We start from the raw sequence: 19261 nt of genomic DNA, 5'->3' as shown, positions 1-19261 counted from the left end.
CCGGTCCGCGCCGGGAGGCGATACGTGAATCGATCAGCGGCTCGTCGGGTGCGCGAACTGGCCTCGCTCGAAGGGCAAATGAAAGTAGAGCTTTCTCGGAAATCGGTGTAAAATCAAGTTATCCGACGAGGCGGAACTAGGCAAAAAACCTCACCCGCCTCGAATTAAAAAATTCTATGTTTGATAAATATCTATTTTCCAAAAATCGAGCACATTTTTAACTTGATCTCGTGGATAGTCGACAAGTCTCAAATCATCGATATCTCGTCGCCACTTCGCTTTTCGTACTAAAATTTCGCGCCTTATTTTGTCGGTATAAGGCGCTGTGCCGAGCGGTATTAGCTTTAGATCGAGGGCACTCGGCCATCCTCTTGGATAGCCAACTGGAATGATGCCTGATCTAATCTCCTCGGCCTCCGCTTTAACGGATGGGTGTTCGCAAGCCCAACCATAAAGATTGTACGAACAGATTCGGAGCATCTTCTTCACCTCCGGCAATGCGTCAGTGAACCCTTTGAGGGGAGTGGGCAACCAGACCATATTACCAATGCAGGAAAAATACCGTGGATCCTGGACAATACTACTCTGTGCTGCAAATGCGGGATCGTCGTAGCCCCATATGTGACATACCGTCCAATTTCGGGGCTTGGGTGAGGATACACCGAGCGCTGAAACCAGCGCCTTTAGTGCCGCCACGTTCCCTTCGAATTTATTGCTTGTTTCCTTAGTTGCGCGACGGGTATTTGTATATTGTCGCGTCCAAGTCGCGTCGTAGAGCGGTTGACCGCGCGCGGTGTAGGGACACCAAACCGGTAAAGCCTTGAACGTTTCCGGATGTACCCATCTGGCTGTTCTCTCGATCAACTCTACAATTGCTGGAATATCCGCACGAATCGCCTCATTGCCGTCGGGAACGATGAAGGAGGTCACAAAATATTCCTGACTTCAGATGTAGAAGCTTATCGTCCTAAATCTCCGGCGACGGCACGCCGATGCCGACATAGCGGAAGCCGTGGCGGGCCACGTCCTCGCCCCGGTAGACGTTGCGCAGGTCGACCACCACCCGTGCCGCCATGCTCCTTGCGAGGAGCGCCCAGTCGAGGGCGCGGAAGGCGTTCCATTCGGTCACGATGACGAGGGCATCGGCCCCTTCGGCGCAGGAATAGGGGTCGTCGGCATAGGCGATGTCGGGCATCAAGTGCCTCGCGCCCTCCATGCCTTCCGGGTCGTGGGCGCGGATGCGGGCACCGGCATCCTGCAGGCCGGCGACGATGGAGAGCGACGGCGCGTCGCGCATGTCGTCCGTGTTCGGCTTGAAGGTGAGGCCGAGGAGCGCGATGGTCTTGCCCCGCACCGAGCCGCCGCAGGCGGTGACGATCTTGCGCGCCATGGCCCGCTTGCGCTGGTCGTTGACGGCGACCACCGCCTCCACCAGCCGGATCGGAGTGCCGCAATCCTGCGCCGTCTTCACCAGCGCCAGGGTGTCCTTGGGGAAGCACGAGCCGCCATAGCCCGGCCCCGCATGCAGGAACTTCGAGCCGATGCGGTTGTCGAGGCCGATGCCGCGGGCGACCTCCTGGACATTGGCGCCGACCTGCTCGCAGAGGTCGGCGATCTCGTTGATGAAGGTGATCTTGGTGGCGAGGAAGGCGTTGGCGGCGTATTTCGTCAGCTCCGCCGTGCGCCGCCCGGTGACGAGGATCGGCGCCTGGTTGAGGTAGAGCGGGCGGTAGACCTCCTTCATCACATTCGCCGCGCGGTCGTCGTCCGCCCCGATGACGATGCGGTCGGGCCGCTTGAAATCGCCGATGGCCGCGCCTTCGCGCAGGAATTCCGGGTTGGAGACCACGGCGAAATCGGCATCGGGCCGCGCCTCGCGGATGATGCGCTCGACCTCGTCGCCGGTCCCCACCGGAACCGTCGATTTCGTCACCACCACGGTGTAGCCGGTAAGGGCCGCCGCGATGTCGCGGGCCGCCGCATAGACGTAGGAGAGATCCGCAAATCCGTCGCCGCGCCGCGACGGCGTGCCCACCGCGATGAACACCGTGTCGGCCGCGGCCACCGCGCTCGTCAGGTCGGTGGCGAAGGTCAGGCGGTTCTGGCGGACGTTGTCGGCCACCAGCGTGTTGAGCCCCGGCTCGAAGATCGGGATGCGGCCCTGCTCCAGGGCCTCGATCTTGGCCGGATCGTTGTCGACGCAGCACACGGTGTGGCCGAAATCGGCGAAGCACGCACCGGAGACCAGGCCGACATACCCCGCGCCGATCATCGCGATCTTCATCTGGCTCTCTCCTCGGCCGTCTCGACGTCCGTGATGACTAAGCAGGTTTCGCAGAAGTGGTCACCGATTCTGCGACAAAACCTGCGACACACCAAGGACCTAAGCAGGGTGAAGCGTCGGCGTGCCAACGCGAACCTGCTTGGACCCATCAAAACTTGCTCTATACTGAGCCGGCACAATGGTGGCCCGACAGGGCCCGACATCGACGGTGCCGGTTTCGCCCGTCGTTACCGGGCGGATCGATCGACCGGGGCTGTATATCAGCCCCTTCCGGATGACAAACGCCGGACCTCCTCCAGGGAAGGCGTGTGGCGCGTGCGTCGCGGCGCGCGGCGCGCATCGCCATGATACGGTTCGCGCCATGATCGATCGCTGCATCCCGCCGGCCACAGGCCCGCGAAACCCGTCACGTCGAACGGCCCCCGGCATCGTCGCGGCGATCGTGGCTCTCACAGGTCTCGTCCTCGCCGGCGGGGCGGCGATCGCACGCCCCTTCGTCGATTCCGCCGGCCGCACGGTGGAGGTGCCGGACCGCGCGAGCCGGGTCCTCGCCGCCGGCCCGCCAGCCTCCGTCCTGCTCTACACCCTGGCGCCGACCGCCATGATCGGATGGGTCCGCGCGCCCTCGCCGGACGAAGCCGCCTTCCTGACACCGGAGACACGCGGTCTCCCCGCCTATGGCCGGCTGACGGGCAAGGGTAATACCGCCAATGTCGAGGCGGTGCTCACCCTGAAGCCGGACCTCATCGTCGATGTCGGCAGCACCGCGCCGACCTACGTCTCCCTGGCCGACCGGATCCAGGCGCAGACCGGCATTCCCTATATTCTCCTCGACGGCAGCATCGGCCGGATGGCCGAGACCTATGCCAAGCTCGGCGAATTGGTCGGGGCGCCCGAGCGGGCGAAGGACCTGGCGTCCCATACCGAGGCGATGATCGCGCTGGTGAAGAGCCGGATCGCGTCGGTCCCCGCCGACAAGCGGCCGCGCGTCTACTACGCCCGCGGTCCGCGCGGGCTGGAGACGGGAGTCGCCGGCTCGATCAACACCGAGATCCTCGAACTGGCCGGCGCCCGCAACGTCGCGGAGGGTGGGGGCGCCACCGGTCTCACCACCGTGTCGCCGGAACAGGTCCTGGCCTGGAACCCCGACGCCATCGTCACCCTCGATCCCGCCTTCCGGCAGTCCGTTTTCACCGATCCAGTGTGGAGCACGCTCCGCGCCGTCCGCACCGGCCGCGTCTACCAGACACCCCGCCTGCCCTTCGGCTGGTTCGATTCGCCGCCCGGCATCAACCGCCTGATCGGCCTGCGCTGGCTCGCGGGCCTGCTCCATCCCGACCTGTTCCCGGAACCGATCGACGCGATCGCGCAGAAATTCTACGAGCGCTTCTATCATGTGGATCTCGACGCGGAGCAGCGCGAAACCCTGCTGAAGGATGCCGGGGCGCCAAGGCCGTGACCGCCCCCGCCATCGCCGCCCGGCCCGCTTTGCGCAGCGCGTTGAAGGGCGTGCTGCCGCTCGTCGCACTCCTGCTGCTCGTCCTCCTGTCTCTGGCGACGGGCAAGTTCGCCGTGCCCGTCGCCGACGTGGCGAGGATCCTATGGACGAAGCTGCTCGGGCTTCCCTCCACCCTCGATCCCACCGCGCAGATCGTGGTGCTGCAGGTGCGGCTGCCGCGCGTCCTGGCGAGCCTCGTCGTCGGCGCGGCCCTCGCCGCGGCGGGCTCCACCTACCAGGGCCTGTTCCGCAATCCCCTCGTCTCGCCCGACATCCTCGGCGTCTCGGCCGGCGCGAGCCTCGGGGCGGTGCTGGGCATCTACCTCTCGCTTCCCGTCGGCGCGATCCAGCTCCTCGCCTTCGCCGGGGGATCGCTCGCGGTGGGAGCGGTCTACGCGGTCGGTCTCGCGATGCGACGGCACGATCCGGTGCTCACCCTGGTGCTGGCGGGCGTCGCCATCGGCGCGGTGCTCGGCTCCGCGATCTCGCTCCTCAAGGTCCTGGCCGACCCCTACAACCAGCTCCCCGCCATCACCTACTGGCTGCTCGGCAGCCTCGCTTCCGTCACCCTCGGCGATGTCGGCGCGATCCTGCCGGCGATGCTCCTCGGCTTGCTGCCCCTGGTCCTGTTCGCCTGGCGGATGAACCTGATGAGCCTCGGCGAGGAGGAGGCGCGGGCGCTCGGCGTCGAGACACGGCTGCTGCGCCCGCTCTTCATCGCCGCGGCGACGCTGGTGACCGCCGCCGCCGTCTCGGTCACCGGGGTGATCGGCTGGATCGGCCTCATCATCCCGCATGTGGCGCGGCTGATCGTCGGGCCGGATTTCCGCCGCCTGCTGCCGGCCTCGCTGCTGATGGGGGCGGGCTACCTCCTGGCGGTGGATCTCGTCGCCCGCACCATCGCGCCGATCGAGGTGCCGCTGGGCATCCTCACCGCCCTCATCGGCGCGCCGTTCTTCCTGTGGCTCCTGGCCAATGCCAAGCGGAGCTGGGCGTGAACCTCCTCGTCCGGGATCTCGCCTTCGGCCACGGCGCCCGCACCATCGGCGAGGGGATCGGCTTCGACCTGCGGGCGGGGGAGGTGCTGGGCCTCCTCGGGCCGAATGGCGGCGGCAAGACCACCCTGTTCAAGACCATCCTCGGCCTGATCCCCGCCAAGGCCGGGCGGATCACCCTCGACGGGGAGGACGTCGCGCGCTGGTCGCGGGCACGGTTCGCGCGCAGCGTCGCCTACGTGCCCCAGGCGCATGCGGCCTCCTTCCCCTTCCGCGTGCAGGACGTGGTCCTGATGGGGCGGGCGAGCCGGCTCGGCGCCTTCGCCGTCCCCGGCAGGGCGGACGAGGCGATCGCCGCCGACGCCCTCGCCACCCTCGGCATCGGCCACCTCGCCGAGCGCAGCTATACCGAGATCAGCGGCGGCGAACGCCAGCTCGTCCTCATCGCCCGCGCGCTGGCGGGGGAACCGCGCTTCCTCGTCATGGACGAGCCCACCGCGAGCCTCGATTTCGGCAACCAGGCCCGTCTGCTCGATCAGGTGCGGCACCTGAGCCGGCGCGGCATCGGGATCGTCCTCTCGACCCACGATCCCGACCACGCCTTCCTCTGCCACAGGGTCGCCCTCCTCCACGAGGGCCGCCTGCTGGCGCTTGGACCGCCCGAGGAAGCGGTCACACCGGAGACCCTGCGCCTGCTCTACGGCGTCGAGGTCGCCATCGTGCCGCTGCCGGGCGAGGGCCGCTTCGTCTGCACGCCCGTCCTGGCGCGCTGAGGCCCTCGCCATGGCGAAGACAGGCGGGACGCCCGTGATCGAGACGCCCGACGGTCGCTACATCGTCGTCAAGGGACGGCTGTGGCGGCGCACCGATCCGAGCCTCGGCGAGGAGGCGCGGGAGCGCTTCGTCAAGGCGCTGATGGACGCCCGGCGCGCGGTGAAGACGGCCAAGCGGGCGGGCGACGAAGGCGCTCTCGCGCGGGCCCGCCGGGCGGTGGACGTCGCCAAGCACGGCCTCGGCGAGCGCGGCCCCGTCTGGTGGACGGACGGCGCCCCCGACCAGAACCGCCGCATGGTGGCGAACACGACCTATGCCGAATGGTATACTGGGCTGGAGACGGCGTAGGGCATCCATCCGCCACACGGACCCGGTGCGGCGACCCTGCCTACGTGTTCGCCGTCCGGCCCATGAGCAACCGGGCAGTGACGATGCCGAGAGCCAGGATCGCGACGGCGCAGAGGGCGAGGGCGGTGAACTGGCCGAGGCCCTGCAGGGCGGCGCCGAGGATCGCGACGCCCAGGGCCTGGCCGCAGAAGAACGAGAAGGCGTGGAGCGAGACGGCCGATGCGCGGGCGCCGGGCGCCACCTCGGTCACCTGCACCTGGAAGGTGTTGTGGAGCATGTAGAAACCGAGCCCCATGGCCACCAGGGCCGCGCAATCCACCTGCCAGCTACCCGCGCTGCCGATGACCAGGAGGGCGCAGGCGCAGATCACCCCGCCCCCGATCAGCATCCGCGACAGGCCGAGCAGGCGCAGGAGCACGGCGACGAAAGCCGAGTAGAGCAACCCGCCGGCCGCGAAGCCCGCGAGGGCGAGGCCGGCCTCGCGCGGGCCGCCCTCCCCGCGCGCCTCGATGAGCGGCGCGAGATGCGGGAAGATGCCGAAGACCGCGATCGCCTCGACGAAGACGGCGGCGAACAAGACGCGGGCGCGGGGGATGCCGACGATGGTGCGGTAGCGCGTCACCGCCTCCCCGAAGGCGAAGCGCTTGGGCGCCGCGCCTGCCCGCCACTCGAAGCCGAGGATCGCCGCCGCGCAGCCGATCGCCGCGACCGCCGCCGTGATGGCGAAGACGCCCTTCCAGCCGACATCGGCCTCGATCAGTCCGGCGAAGGTCGAGCCGGACAATTGGCCGAGGATGACGGCGACGAGGAAGCGGCCGATGGCGACCTGCCGGCGCTCCAGCGGAATCCTGTCGCCCATGAGAGCGAGCGCCAGCGGAATGACGCCGCCGGCCGCCGCGCCCGCCAGCACGCGCAATCCGAACAGGATGGTGAGATCCGCCGAGAGCGCGCATCCCGCCAGGGCCAGGGTGAGGATGCCGAGGCAGACCGCGATGACCCGCTCCTTGCCGAGGGAATCCCCCACCGGACCGAGGATCGGCTGGATCAGCGCATAGGGCAGCGCGAAGGCGGTCGACAGCAGCGCGACCGTGTGCGGATCGCTGCGCAGGTCGCGGGCGAGCACGCCGACCAGGGGTTCGATGGCGCGCCCGGCAAAGGTGCTGGCAAAGCCGGCCACGGCCAGGATCACGATCAGGCGCGTGGTCGAGAAGGCCATCGGCGCAGCACTCATTCGCAACCTCGAAGCAGGGCAGATCCGCCCGGCGAGCCGATCCCGACCCCGACGATGCCGTGCCGTCGCCGAGGCGCGCCCTCGGCGGTGTCTTTCATATGCGGCCGGTGCCGGCAACGCATCGAGGCCGGGTTCCGTGCCCGGTGCGCCTTCGAAGAGCGCAGGTGGAAGGCAGCGGTGCGAGACCGAGCGCGGCGCGCCGTTCGGCGGGCGCGGTCGGATCGAAACGGCCGTGAGGAGCACGCCCGGTTCGATGCGCCACACGCCCGGAAGCGAAGTCGCAGCTCGCGGTCGGGTCAGCCGAGGCGGCGCAGCAATGCCTTCAGAACCTCGGCGAGCCGGCCCTGGGCCGCGGCGGTGCTGAGATCGTGGTCCGCCCCCTCGATCATCGTCACCGGCTCGCCGAGGCGCCGGGCGATCCTGGCGGGGGAGCGGCCGAGATTCTCGTGCAGGGCGGCGAGGCCGCGATCGCCGCCGCTGTAGACGAGATGGAGATGGGCGCCACGCCGGCGCAGGTCGGCGACGCGCTGGGCCACGCTGCCGCCGGCGGGACGGGGCCGGAACAGGGGCGCCACCCGCTTCGCCACGCGCGCGAAGCCGGCCTTGCCGAGCGCCCTCGCGATGGCGCCCACGCGGATCTCGCCACGGGCGAGCCTGCGCCAGGCGGTTCCCTGCCGCAGGAGGCCGGCATAGGTCGAGGCGTTCCGGAACACGTTGCGGATGACGCTGTCGACGTCGTCCGCCGGATTCCAGTCGAAGCAATAGGGATTGACGAGGAGCGCGCCCTTCAGCCGGTTCTCGCGGCAGACGGCCTGGAAGGCGAGATAGGCGCCGCTGCAGGACCCGACGATGACGACCGGGCCGGCGGACATCGTCTCAAGATGGTCGAGGGCGGCGCGCACGTCGTCGAGGGAGGCGAGGCTGTAGAGCGGGGAAGCGCCGCCGGGCCGGTCGGGGCTGTCGCCGACGCCGCGCAGGTCCATGCGCAGGGACATGACGCCCTCCCGCGCGAGTCCGCGCGCGAGGACGGTGGTCTGGCGGCCCCAGCCGGAATGGACGTTGGTGCCGGCATTGACGAAGAGCACGGACGGCCGTCGCGGCCCCGCCTCGCGCGGGCGGCAGAGGATGCCGAAGACCGACGTGCCGAACCGTAGAGGCTCCTCGCACCAGCCGGCGCCGCGGATCGGATCGGCCGAGGCCGGAGGAAGGATGGCGATCCGGCCGGGGCAAGGGTGCGCGCCCGCGGCGACCCAATCGATCACCCCCGCGACGGTCTCCTCCGGCGTCTCGGCATAGAGCGGGTTGGCGACGAGGGCGGCGAGGCCGGGGAAGGGCCGCGTCGTCACCGTGGCGCCGAGGGTGGTGTAGCGCGGGCCGAGCCCGCCGATCTCCGCGCCGACGAGCAGGATGTCGGGGGCCGGCGCCCGCTCGGCCCCGGCGAGGTCGATGGCGGAGAGCTCGGCGGCGAGGCCGGGACCGATATGGAAACCGCCGACCGTGAGGGTGCCGTCCTCCTGCGGCATGGGCGATCCGTCGGGCATGCGCCCGATGGTGCGCGACTGCATCTTCATCTCGCGCAGGTAGGTACGCCCGCTGGCGAAGGGCGCCAGCAGCACCAGTCCGTCGACCCGCTCGCCCTCGGCCGCGAGGGCCGCGAGCGTGCCGCCGAGGCGAAGTCCGACGAGGACGATCTCTTCCGCCTGCGCCTCGTCCCGGAGATGGCGAATGGCCCGGCGGATCGCGCGGACCCATCCCTCGACGCTGTCCGCGCCGGCGTCTCCGGAATCGCCGGCGCCGGGATAATCGAAGCTCAGGGTGGCGCAGCCTGTGGCGGCGATCCGTTCCGCGAGCGTCCGCCACGGGCGGTGCGCCGAGAGCTGCTCGTAGCCATGGGTGCCGCACAGGACGACGCCGCGGCGGCCGATCCCCGGGCTGAACCAGCCGAACAGGCCGTCGAAGGCGATGGGCCGCAGCGGCAAGGTCGTGTCCTCGGCGATCCGTGAAGTCTCAAACGCCATCTCGACCGAACCTCACCATCCCGATGCCGTTGATGGCGCCGACGCGTCCCTCGGGCCGTTCACCCTCTCCCGCCGTCCCGACGAGCGCCACATGGCGCACCGATCCGGGCGCGAGGGAGAACCAATCGTCCGCCGGACGCCCGCGCGTCGTCTCGATCCTGACGCCGAGGGCGTGCCGTTCCGTGGCGATCCGCAGCGCCCAGCCCGATCCCTCCCGGAGGAGCTCGACCTCGAGCCCGAGTTCCTGCGGCTCGGGATTCCGCCCCTGCGGATAATGGAACGCCTCGGCGATCGTCGCGCCATGTCCCGCCTCGGTGAGGCTCGCATGGCCGAGCGTATGGGCCGGCGGCCCGAAGCGATAGGCATCGGTGGCGTCGAAGAAGCGCCCCAGCATGTCCGCCGAGGACCAGGATGCGGAGCTTCGCGGGCCGAGCGCGATCGCCCGCTCGGCCCTGGCGACGACGCGGCCGGCCGGATCGGTGAAGGCGAGGCGCAGAATCGCGTCGAGCCTTCGCGCCGTCTCGTTGTGGACATGGACTTGGAGGCCGTTCAGCCCCTCGTCCGAGAGGGTGAGCTGGACGGGCCGGAAGGCGCGCTTCAGGGCGTACCAGGCCGGTTTCGGGCGCCCGAGGCAATCGACGATGCCCCAGCTCGCCCCCGGCGCCAGATCGCGGAAGAACCAGACCAGGCCGCCGGCATTGGGCGAGCGGGCCCGGCGCCATTCGGCGAACACCGCCTCCATGCAGTCGCCGCTCGCCGCCCGGCCGAGGGTCAGGTAGCGCACCGGGTCCTCCGCCCGCAGGCGCTCGGGATCGGCGCCGTAGAGGGTGGCCACGTAATGGTCGCGCACGCCCTCGAAATCCCAATCCGCGCGCCGGTCGCGGGGAATGGCGGCCGCCCAACGCGGCGATGTGGGATCGGTGAGGCCGCATTCGGCGAGGGTCGCGGCGTCCGGCACGTTGGCGAAGGCGAGACACTCGGAGGCGAAGCCGACCTCGGCCCGGCGCGCATCCTCGAACGGACGGCGATAGGCGCCGACGCCGTAATAATGGGTCACGCCGGCGGAGGTGGAGAACGGCAGGTCTCCCCCTGAGGGCGAGTTCGGCACCACCACGAGGTCGGGCCGTGTTTGCGCCACCAGGGCTGGAAGCGTCTCGGCGACGAAGCTGCCGGCCCAGACCTCGCGCGGGAATCCGAGCATCGCCGCCTGCTGCCAGACCTCGCTCCCGCCCGACAGGACGCAGAGGGAGGGCGAGGTCTGGGTACGGTCGAGGAACTGCGTGATTTCCTCGACCAGCATCGCGCGGAAGCCGGGATCGTCGGTGGGATAGTCGAAATTGGCGAGCATCAGGTCCTGCCAGACCAGGATGCCGAGCTCGTCGCAGAGATCGTGGAAGATTTGAGCCTCGTAGAGCGTGATGCCGGGCACGCGCAGCATGTTCATGCCGGCCTCCTGCGCCAGCATCAGGAGAGGCAGGTAGCCGTCGCGGTCGTTGGGCAGGCCCACGAGGTCGGGCGGAGTCCAGCAGGCGCCGCGGCAGAAGACCGGGACGCCGTTGATCGTGAGGCTCAAGCCCTCCTCGAACGGACGGGTCAGGGTGATGGTGCGAAAGCCGACGCGGCCGAGATCGAGGCGCCGGCCCGCGACCATCAGGTCCACGGAATGAAGCGTCGGCTCGCCATGGGTATGGGGCCACCACGGCGCGATCCCGGGCAGCAGGAGTTCGCCCTCGAACCGGCCCGGCGCACTTTGCCGCAAAGCGATCTCGTGGCCGTCGCAGATCAGGATCGCGGCCCCGTCCGGCGCGCCGTCGAGCTCGACCCGCGCCGTGAGCCGTCCGGTCCCGTCTTCGAGCGCCGTGCGCAGATCGACGGAGGCGAGATGTCCCGAGCCGGCGCCGAGCGCGGTCCGCGTCACCGGCCGGTAGGGGCCGACGCTGTCGATGGACGGGCACCAGCCCGGCATAAAGCCGAGCACACTGGTGCGGATGCGGCGCAGGGAGCCCGGCGTCGCCAGAAGCGGGCGCCAGCGGCCGCGCTTGTGCGGGCGCGCCAGTTCCGCCGAAAGCGAGCGGAAGCACAGGGCGATCTCGGTCTCGCCGGAGAGATCCGCCTCGACGTGCTGCGACAGGAACATCGAGCGGCCGGTGGCGGCGAGCGTTCCGTCGATCCAGATCTCGGCGATGGTCGCCAATCCCTCGAAGGACAGGCGCTCCCGGCCGGAACCCGACAGGATCGTCCGATACCACACGTCGGAATCGTGGATCGGCGTCGGTGCCTCCTCGGACCAGAGCCCCGCATCCCGCAGGGCAGCGGCTGCGGTGCCCGGAACGCGGGCCGGAATCCAGCCGGACACGGCGTCGTTCCGGGGCAGGTCGCGCGGGGTCGCGCAGGCGCCGGCCGGATTCATCAGCAGGTGCCAGGGTCCTTCGACCGCCGAAGCCGGAACGCCGTCGACGGCGAGGATGCGCGCCATGTCTTCGCCCCTAGGCGAGGGCGCTGTCGAGGGCGGCGAACACCCTGTCGTAGGTGCCGGCCAGCCCGTCGAGGCGCTGGCACAGGCCCGTGGCGTTGCGCCGGCCGAAGGCCCGGGCCAGCTGGAACTGGAACGCCTTGGCCTCCGCCGCGAGGGTTTGCGCCGCCTCGGCACTCGCGGCGAAACCGGCACCCCCCTGCTCGTCGAGCCAGGCGAGATGGCTGCCGAGAAGCTCGAAATTGGCACCGAGCTGGCGCGTGGTGTTGAAGGCGTAGCTGTGGAAGATCCCGAGCGGGTTCTGCACCAGCGTCTCCGCTCTCGCCTCCAGCGCCCTCCGGAAGGCGAAGATCGGGTTGGCGCGCGGCGCGAAGCGGCGGTGATGGCGCAGCATGTCGAAGGCGACGCCGTGGAGCTCGCGCCGGGGGAGCGGCGCGCCGATCTCCTTCACGAACTCCGCATAGGGAAACAGCGTCGAGGGCCCGAAGATGCCTTCGTAATCGGCGCCGCGAAGCCGGAAACGGCCGGCATTGTGGAGATAGTCGAGCGCGCGGGCCTGCACATCGAGACCGAGAATGCCGATCGTGGTCTTGCCGTGGTCGCGGCCATAGGTGGTGCCCGCGGTATCGGGCAGGTGGATCGCGTCGACCTCGACCAGGACCGGGCATCCGCGCGCGACCTGCACCAGCGCATGCGCCTCCAGGCTCTCGAAGATCGCGAGTTCCTGGATCGAGAGACCGTAGAGCCGTTCGAGATCGCCGGGAAACGGCTTGAAGAAGGTGAACTGATCGCCTTCGAAATCCTGGCGCAGGGTGAAGCCGAGCATCGCCTCGGGGACGAGGCCACGGCCGTGCAGGAGCTCGATCCAGAGGTCGACGTAGCAGTTCGTCTCCGGCCAGATCCGGTCGGAGCCATGCAGCGGATGGGAGGTCGGCGCCGGAGCCTCCGGCGTCTCCTCGCGGACGAGGGCGGCGAGCACCGGTCCTAGCCCCAGAGCCGTTCGCGCAATGCCGCCGGCCAGGCCTTGATGTCGAGGCCGTGATGGCGGAGCAGCGCCAGGGTGATCCGCTCCAGCCCGAACCCGACGCAGGCCGTATGCGCGACCTCGCCATCCGCCTGTTTGATGTCCCAGATCGTGCCGAAATGATCCTGATGGTAGTTGAAGCTGAGGCAGGCGGTGGGCTTGTCCTCGCTGTTGACCGGCACGTTCAGCTCGAATTTCAGCCCCTGTGCCCGCTGATTGTTGGCGAGCATCCGCCCGGCGCGGCCGAAAAACGGATCGTTGGCGGGGTCGACCGCGATCGGCAGGCCGAGCTCGCGCATCATCGCGGTGCCGCGCTCGAGCCACATCTCGCGGAAGGCCAGCACCTGATCGGGGCTGCCCATGCGGACGTATTCGCGCATGCGGAACATCTGCATCCGCGTCGGCTCGAGCGAGGGCTCGTGGCGGAAACAGTAGGATTGCAGGTCGAACAGCAGGCCGGCTTCCGGCAGGGCGCCGCGGGCGGCGGCCACCGGATAGAGCGGGTAGCAGGCGGCCGGCGTCAGCACGATCTCGCTGGCGGCCTGATCGCCGGTCCAGTCGGTGCCGGCCTCGATGCAGGAGAGCAGTCGGGCGTGGTCTGCATCGTTGCCGCAGAAGCAGTGGATGGTGCCGGCGAGGTTCGGGAATCCCTTGAGATAGCCGCTGCGCTCGAAGGCGGGCCGGCTCATGCCGGGCGGGAAGCGCAGGGATTCCGCCCCGTCCCCGGCGCCGAGCTTCGTGGCGAGCCGGTCGATGGCCTCGACCACGCTCTCGAAATCGCCGCTGCGGCCGTAGAGCCCGTCGACGCCGGTGCGTACGAGCAGGCCGCGGTCGAACAGCCGGTCGAGCAGGGAGCGCGGCTCGGACGACACCTCGTCGTCGGCGACCTCGTCGGAGAGGGGAGCGGGGGCGAGAAGCTGGTCCATCATGCGCTCAGGAGCTGGCCCCCGCCCTTCTGCACGAGCAGGAGGTTGGCGGTGTTGGAGAGGATACGGTCGTTGTTGATCATCAGCGGCGCCGACATGACGTCGCGCAGGGGCCGACCGAGGCTGAACGGCGTGCCGTTCTTGTAGCCGGAGAGCCCGACGATCCCGAGCGCGCGCTGGACAATGTCGACGGACTTCGCCGAGATCGTCGTCTTCACATTGTTGAGCATCACGGCGAAGCCGATCGAGCCGAGTTCGTCCGCATCGCCCTGCGCGCGCTCGAACAGCTGGAGGCCGGCGACCACGGTCCCCTTCATCGCCTGAAGCTCGTTGGCGGCCTCGGCGAGGCGCAGGGCGCCGGGAGGAACCTGACCCGGCCGGCGCCTTGCCTCGCCCTGCACATAGGCCCTGGCCCGGTCGAGGGCGTAGCTGGCGATGCCGAACCAGACGCTGCTCCAGAGGAGGTGCGAGGAGGCGAGCATCGACTGGGCCGCGATCTCGGCGAAGGGCTTCGGCAGGATCTGCGCCACCGGCACGTCGCGCGCCTCGAGCTTGAACCCGTCGCTGCAGGTGCCGCGCATGCCCAGCGTATCCCAGGTGCTGGTGCGCTCCAGGGACATCTGGCCCCTCATCAGCGCCACGAGGACCTGGTCCGACGAGGCCGCGTCGGGATGGCGGCGGCCGGTGGCGAGGATCACGTCGGCATGGGCGCCGTAGGAGATGACCGTTGCGTCCTTGGAGAAATGGAAGACGTCGCCCACCGTCTCGACCGCGCACAGGCTGTTGCGCAGGTCGCCGCCGATGCCGCCCTCCGTGGTGGCCGAGGCGAAGAGGAGCTGCTCGCGCGCCACCTGCTCCATCAGGCTGCAGTGCCAGTCGCTGTCGAGGCCATGCGAGACGAGGCTCGCGACCTTGATCTGGTGCATGGCGAAGACCATCGCCGCGGCGGAGCAGGCCTGGGACAGGGTGAAGCAGACCTCCGCGATCTGCGACAGGCCGGCGCTCTCTCCGCCGAACTGCATCGGGATCTGAATCCCGAGCAGGCGCTCGGCCTTGAGGGCCGCCACCGCCTCCGCCGGAAAGCGGGCCTGACGGTCGACCTCATCGGCATGGGCGGCCGCGATTACCGCGACCCGCTTGGCGCGGAGGACGAGGGCGTTCATGCGGCGGCCGAAAGCGTGAGCTTGTTCACCGTCTCGCCGATGATGCGGATGGTGGAGAAGGAGCGCCGGTTGAGAAGGTTGTCCGGAAACTCAATGTCGTAGCGCTCTTCGAGCGCCAGCATCAGCTGGACCGACCCGAACGAATCGAGGCCCTTGTCGAACAGGTTGTCGTCGTCGCCGATCCCGTCGATCGTCTCGGACAATGCCGCGACGCTCTTCAGAGTCTCGCGAACATCTTGGGAAAGCACCATATTGCCGGACCCTTTTAGTAATATTAGATCAAATTATCGCATTACTCGTCATGGTCAAGTTCAATCGGTGTCGTTAGTTAATAGAGTACGACGACTTCTATTACCGCATTGTGAATGAGATCAGTTACTGATCTATCGCATGACGGTCCGCACATAGAGGCCGCCAGTCGATGCCGGGGCCGCCACAAGGGATTCTCGGCCGGCACGGAAATCCGCATTTTCCGGGCAATCCGATGCGGACCGGAAGCCTCGTGCCGCGGCGCGGATCGAGAGACCGAGTGGCGCTTCGACGCCGGGCCGCCGCGCCATGGCCACCGAGACGGTCGCGCCCGTTACGACACCTGCACCGTCACTCCGGAGTGCCGAAGGCGAGTCCGGAATGGCGGCGTTCGGCGGAAGACGCCCATGAGTACCCCGCCGCGCCTTCACTCCGCCGGCATCGGCTCGGGCACGACGGGCCGCTTCGGTTGCGGGGCGACGGGACCTTCGGAGGAGGTCGCGTCCTCCGACCGGTCCCGGTCCAGCCTCTCCTGCTCCGCCCGCTTGAGGATCTCGCGCGCCTCGTCGGCCTCGCGCTGGCGGCTCCAAAGGGAGGCGTAGACGCCGCCGAGATCGAGCAGGCCCTGGTGGTCGCCGCGCTCGACGATGACGCCCCGGTCGAGCACGATGATCTCGTCGGCATTGACCACCGTCGAGAGGCGGTGGGCGATGACGAGGGTGGTGCGCCCCCTCGACACCTTGTCGAGGGCGTCCTGGATCTCGCGCTCTGTGAAGGAATCGAGGGCCGAGGTCGCTTCGTCGAGGACGAGGATCGGCGGTCCCTTCAGGATCGTGCGGGCGATGGCGACGCGCTGCTTCTCACCGCCGGAGAGCTTCAGGCCACGCTCGCCCACCGGCGTGTCGTAGCCTTCGGGGAGGGCCGACACGAACCGGTCGATCTGCGCGAGGCGCGCCGCCTCGCGGACCTGCGCCTCGCTCGCATCCCATTGCCCGTAGCGGATGTTGTAGCCGATCGTGTCGTTGAACAGCACGGTGTCCTGCGGGACCATGCCGATGGCGGCCCTGAGACTCCCCTGCTCGACGGCGGCGATGTCCTGGCCGTCGATGAGAATGCGGCCCGATTGCGGCTCGTAGAACCGGAACAGCAGCCGCGACAGGGTCGACTTACCGGCGCCCGAGGGACCGACGATGGCGATCGTGCGTCCGGCCGGGACCTCGAAACTGACGCCGCGCAGGATCGGCCGCGCCGGGTCGTAGGCGAAGCGCACATCCTCGAACCGCACCACGCCCGCCGAGACGGCGAGGGGTCTGGCGCCCGGCCTGTCCGCGATCTCGGGGTTGCGGTGCAGGATCTGGAACATGTCGTCGATGTCGATGAGCGCCTGTTTGATCTCCCGGTAGATCATGCCCATGAAGTTGAGCGGCATGGAGAGCTGCACCAGCATCGTGTTGACGAGGACGAACCCACCGAGCGTCGTGCGCCCGGCCATGATGTCCCGCGCGGCGAGCCACATCACCACGGTCATGCCCACGGTGAAGATCAGCGCCTGGCCGGCATTGAGCACGGCGAGGGAGACGTAGGTCTGGGTCGAGGCCTTCTCGTACTTCGCCATGGAGCCGTCGTAGCGCTCGGCCTCGCGCCGCTCGGCACCGAAATACTTCACCGTCTCGAAGTTGAGCAGCGAATCCACCGCCTTGGTATTGGCGTCGGTGTCCGAGTTGTTCATGCGCCGGCGGATCTCGATCCGCCATTGCGTCGCCTTCCAGGTGAAGCCGAGATAGGCCGCGACCATGACGAAGACGACGGCCGAGTAGAGCCAGTCGAACTCGTAGGCGAGGACGCCGATGACAAGCAGGAACTCGACGATGGTGGGGACCAGCGTCAGCACCATCAGCCGCGATAATTCCTCGATGCCGCCGCGCCCGCGCTCCAGCACGCGGGTGAGGCCGCCGGTCTTGCGCTCGAGATGGAAGCGCAGGCTCAGCCGGTGCATGTGCTCGAAAGTCTGCAGGGCGAGACGCCGCACCGCATGCATCGCCACCTTGGCGAACAGCCCGTCGCGCACCTGTGTGAGCACGGCCATGATGACGCGGGACAGGCCGTAGAGGCCGATCATCAGCATCGGCGCCGCGAACAGTCCGGCGGGCATCGCGGCCCGGAGCCCGTCCTTGTCGCCGATCGCCGCAACGAGGGCGTCGGTCGCCCATTTGAAGGTGAAAGGCGTCAGCATCGTCACGAATTTGGCGACGAGGAGGAGGCCGAAGGCGAGGAAGACGCGCCGCTGCAGGTCCGGCCGCGTATGCGGCCAGAGATAGGGCCAGAGCCGGCGGTAGGTGGCGAACAGGCCGGGGCGCTCGGGCGGCGTTGTGCCGCCGTCCGCCACGGGGGTGGGATCGGTGCTCATTCGGACGAACTCGGGGTGGATGATGTCAGGCCCCGATATAGTCCCTCGAACCGTTCCAGACAGGCGGCCGACCACGCAGGGCCGGAATGCGCGGACGCGCGTTCAGCTGCGTCGCTTCTCCTGCGGCAGCGTCGATGCGCTCTCGGAGGGCAGGACGAAGATCTGGCCGGGATAGATCAGGTCCGGATTGCGGATCTGCGGCTGGTTGGCGTCGAAGATCACGGTGTAGCGGGTCCCCTTGCCGTAGATGCGCCGGCTGATCTCCCACAGGCTGTCGCCCCGGGTGATCCGGGCGGTGTTGATCTCCGGCACGAACACGGCCTGGGGTGCGGCCGGGGGCTGAAGCGCCGAAGCCGAAGGCGACGAAGAAACCGAGGCGGCGCCGGCCTGGTCCGTCGTCGGGCTCGGCCGCGATTGGCCCGTCGTCATCGGGGAGGCCGGCGCGCTCGGCGAGGCGTCCTGCGGCGCCCCCTGGACCGAACGGTCGCCGACGGAGTGGTGGCCGGACGATGGCAGGCCGGAGGAGAGCTTGGCGTGCGCCTTGGCCGCCAGCGCCGCGCTCGGAGAGGGTTTGCCCGGAAGCGGCGGAGGCGCTAGGGCCGCGACGGCGTTCGGAGGCGGTGCGTCCGGTCCCGTGGCGACCACGGACTTCGCCGCGCGCGGCATGGCGAAGGCGACCTCGGAGCGGTTCTTCACCTTGCCCGAGACGGGATCGACCTGATCGATGCGGATCCGGTAATCGCCGGGCGCGACGCCGCGTCCGATCGTGAACGAGACCCGCCCGTCCGCACCGACGCTGCCGGGCGCGATCAGGGTGTCGTTGATGTAGAGGCGGACGGTGGCGCCGGGCGGCGCCTGTCCGGTGACGAAGAGGCGGCCGCCCTCCTCCGCATCGACGCTGACGACCTTGACCGGCACGGCGTCCGGCTTCCTCGGGTCGGCCTTGCCGGATGCGGACGCACCCGACTTGTTCGCCTCGGCTTTGGCGGCGTCGGTCTTGGCGGCGTCGGCGCCGCCCGCCTTCGGAAGGCCGGCATCGGCGCGATCCGCGGTGCCGGCCTTGCCCGACGCAGCCGCCTTCGCATCGCCGTTGGCGGCAGTGCCGTCCGCCGCCTTGCCCGTCATGGTGCCGGCCACCTTGCCGGACGCGGCATCCGCCTCGGGCCGATCGGGCTGCGACAGCACCACCGTGGGCTTGTCGGGGGAGGTCAGGGCGATGAGGGGCTTGGTGAGGCGGTCGGCGGAGACCACCACCACCACGGTCTCCCTGGCCTGGAGGCCCTGGCCGTCGGGGCCGATGGAGCGCAGCGTGATCTCGCTGTTACCGGCGGGGAGTGCAGGCGGGACGATGGCAAACTGGCCCGACGGGTCGATGAGCGCACGGGCAATCGGGTGATTGTCGCGCAGCATCTCGACGGTGGTGTTGGGCGCTCCGCGGCCGGCGATCACGGTCTCGCCCGTCGGCTCGACGCGGATGATGTCGAAGGTCGGAGCCTGCCCCTGGTCCTGGCCGGCGGGGGGATTGCCCGTCTGCCCGGTGACGCCCCGCCCGTTCGCCGGCGACTTTCCCGGCGTCGTCGAGGCTCCCTCCTCGCGCCGGGCGGGCGGGGTCACCGCCGAACCGGCGGCGGCGGGCGATTCCGCGGCGCGCGATTCCGGCGTGCTGGTGTCCTTCGTCTGGGGCAGGGCCGCGACCGCCGCGGGCTGCCTGTCGCCTTGCCCGCGCTTGAACAGCTCGCCCGTGCCGAAGAAGACGACCACCAGGGCGAAACCGCATAACAGGCCACCGCAGGCGAGGATCAGGCTTCGCCGCAACTCCGCCGTCATGACACTCCACTCCTCAGGTCCATCGACTTTGCGGCAGATAACGT

The 19261-nt window shown here is 69.2% G+C and carries 15 protein-coding genes; 4 read left to right on the top strand and 11 right to left on the bottom strand.

The window, feature by feature from the left end:
- Window positions 1-174 precede the first annotated feature (174 nt).
- On the bottom strand, window positions 175-930 hold the full coding sequence (locus ACFQ4G_RS00510) for a hypothetical protein (RefSeq protein ID WP_238207823.1): 756 nt from the start codon (window positions 928-930) through the stop codon (window positions 175-177).
- A 37-nt stretch (window positions 931-967) separates the two neighbouring features.
- Complete coding sequence (locus ACFQ4G_RS00505) at window positions 968-2284, bottom strand: UDP-glucose dehydrogenase family protein (RefSeq protein WP_238207825.1); 1317 nt, start codon at window positions 2282-2284, stop codon at window positions 968-970.
- Between the two features lie 361 nt (window positions 2285-2645).
- Between ACFQ4G_RS00505 and ACFQ4G_RS00500 the strand changes: the two genes are divergently transcribed.
- The 4 genes from ACFQ4G_RS00500 to ACFQ4G_RS00485 are packed head-to-tail and all read left to right on the top strand — an operon-like array spanning window position 2646 to window position 5899.
- A complete protein-coding gene (locus tag ACFQ4G_RS00500) occupies window positions 2646-3743 on the top strand; it encodes an iron ABC transporter substrate-binding protein (protein ID WP_238207827.1) in 1098 nt (365 codons plus the stop codon).
- A complete protein-coding gene (locus tag ACFQ4G_RS00495) occupies window positions 3740-4780 on the top strand; it encodes a FecCD family ABC transporter permease (protein ID WP_238207828.1) in 1041 nt (346 codons plus the stop codon). Before ACFQ4G_RS00500 ends, ACFQ4G_RS00495 begins: the two co-directional genes overlap by 4 nt.
- Window positions 4777-5550 (top strand): ABC transporter ATP-binding protein, encoded by a 774-nt coding sequence (locus tag ACFQ4G_RS00490; RefSeq protein ID WP_238207829.1) that lies wholly within the window; start codon window positions 4777-4779, stop codon window positions 5548-5550. Before ACFQ4G_RS00495 ends, ACFQ4G_RS00490 begins: the two co-directional genes overlap by 4 nt.
- A 10-nt stretch (window positions 5551-5560) precedes the next feature.
- Window positions 5561-5899, top strand: coding sequence for a hypothetical protein (locus ACFQ4G_RS00485; RefSeq protein ID WP_238207831.1), 339 nt, complete (start codon window positions 5561-5563; stop codon window positions 5897-5899).
- A 40-nt stretch (window positions 5900-5939) separates the two neighbouring features.
- On the opposite strand, the gene ACFQ4G_RS00480 is transcribed toward ACFQ4G_RS00485, so the two are convergent.
- From ACFQ4G_RS00480 to ACFQ4G_RS00440, 9 genes are all read right to left on the bottom strand, one after another.
- A complete protein-coding gene (locus ACFQ4G_RS00480; RefSeq protein ID WP_238207833.1) occupies window positions 5940-7130 on the bottom strand; it encodes an MFS transporter in 1191 nt (396 codons plus the stop codon).
- A 296-nt stretch (window positions 7131-7426) separates the two neighbouring features.
- Window positions 7427-9148, bottom strand: a complete 1722-nt coding sequence (locus tag ACFQ4G_RS00475) for an alpha/beta hydrolase (RefSeq protein ID WP_238207835.1) — start codon at window positions 9146-9148, stop codon at window positions 7427-7429.
- Window positions 9138-11624, bottom strand: a complete 2487-nt coding sequence (locus tag ACFQ4G_RS00470; RefSeq protein WP_238207836.1) for a glycoside hydrolase family 2 protein — start codon at window positions 11622-11624, stop codon at window positions 9138-9140. Before ACFQ4G_RS00470 ends, ACFQ4G_RS00475 begins: the two co-directional genes overlap by 11 nt.
- 10 nt (window positions 11625-11634) lie before the next feature.
- Window positions 11635-12600 (bottom strand): DUF1839 family protein, encoded by a 966-nt coding sequence (locus ACFQ4G_RS00465; RefSeq protein ID WP_238207838.1) that lies wholly within the window; start codon window positions 12598-12600, stop codon window positions 11635-11637.
- A gap of 5 nt (window positions 12601-12605) precedes the next feature.
- Window positions 12606-13571 (bottom strand): amino acid--[acyl-carrier-protein] ligase, encoded by a 966-nt coding sequence (locus ACFQ4G_RS00460; protein WP_238207840.1) that lies wholly within the window; start codon window positions 13569-13571, stop codon window positions 12606-12608.
- On the bottom strand, window positions 13571-14734 hold the full coding sequence (locus ACFQ4G_RS00455) for an acyl-CoA dehydrogenase family protein (protein WP_238207842.1): 1164 nt from the start codon (window positions 14732-14734) through the stop codon (window positions 13571-13573). The genes ACFQ4G_RS00460 and ACFQ4G_RS00455 overlap by 1 nt, the downstream gene beginning before the upstream one ends.
- The gene (locus ACFQ4G_RS00450; RefSeq protein ID WP_238207844.1) at window positions 14731-14985 is read right to left on the bottom strand and encodes an acyl carrier protein; all 255 of its coding nucleotides are present in this window, start codon (window positions 14983-14985) and stop codon (window positions 14731-14733) included. Before ACFQ4G_RS00450 ends, ACFQ4G_RS00455 begins: the two co-directional genes overlap by 4 nt.
- Before the next feature lie 425 nt (window positions 14986-15410).
- The gene (locus tag ACFQ4G_RS00445) at window positions 15411-17390 is read right to left on the bottom strand and encodes an ABCB family ABC transporter ATP-binding protein/permease (protein WP_238207846.1); all 1980 of its coding nucleotides are present in this window, start codon (window positions 17388-17390) and stop codon (window positions 15411-15413) included.
- A gap of 102 nt (window positions 17391-17492) precedes the next feature.
- Window positions 17493-19217: a LysM peptidoglycan-binding domain-containing protein gene (locus ACFQ4G_RS00440; protein WP_238207848.1), complete on the bottom strand. Its 1725-nt coding sequence runs from the start codon at window positions 19215-19217 to the stop codon at window positions 17493-17495.
- Between the last annotated feature and the right edge of the window lie 44 nt (window positions 19218-19261).

Origin of the sequence: Methylobacterium marchantiae (assembly GCF_042679825.1) — a bacterium.
GTDB classification, from domain to species: domain Bacteria; phylum Pseudomonadota; class Alphaproteobacteria; order Rhizobiales; family Beijerinckiaceae; genus Methylobacterium; species Methylobacterium marchantiae.
Note: the sequence above shows the minus strand (reverse complement) of the source record. Positions and strands in the feature narration are given on the sequence as shown.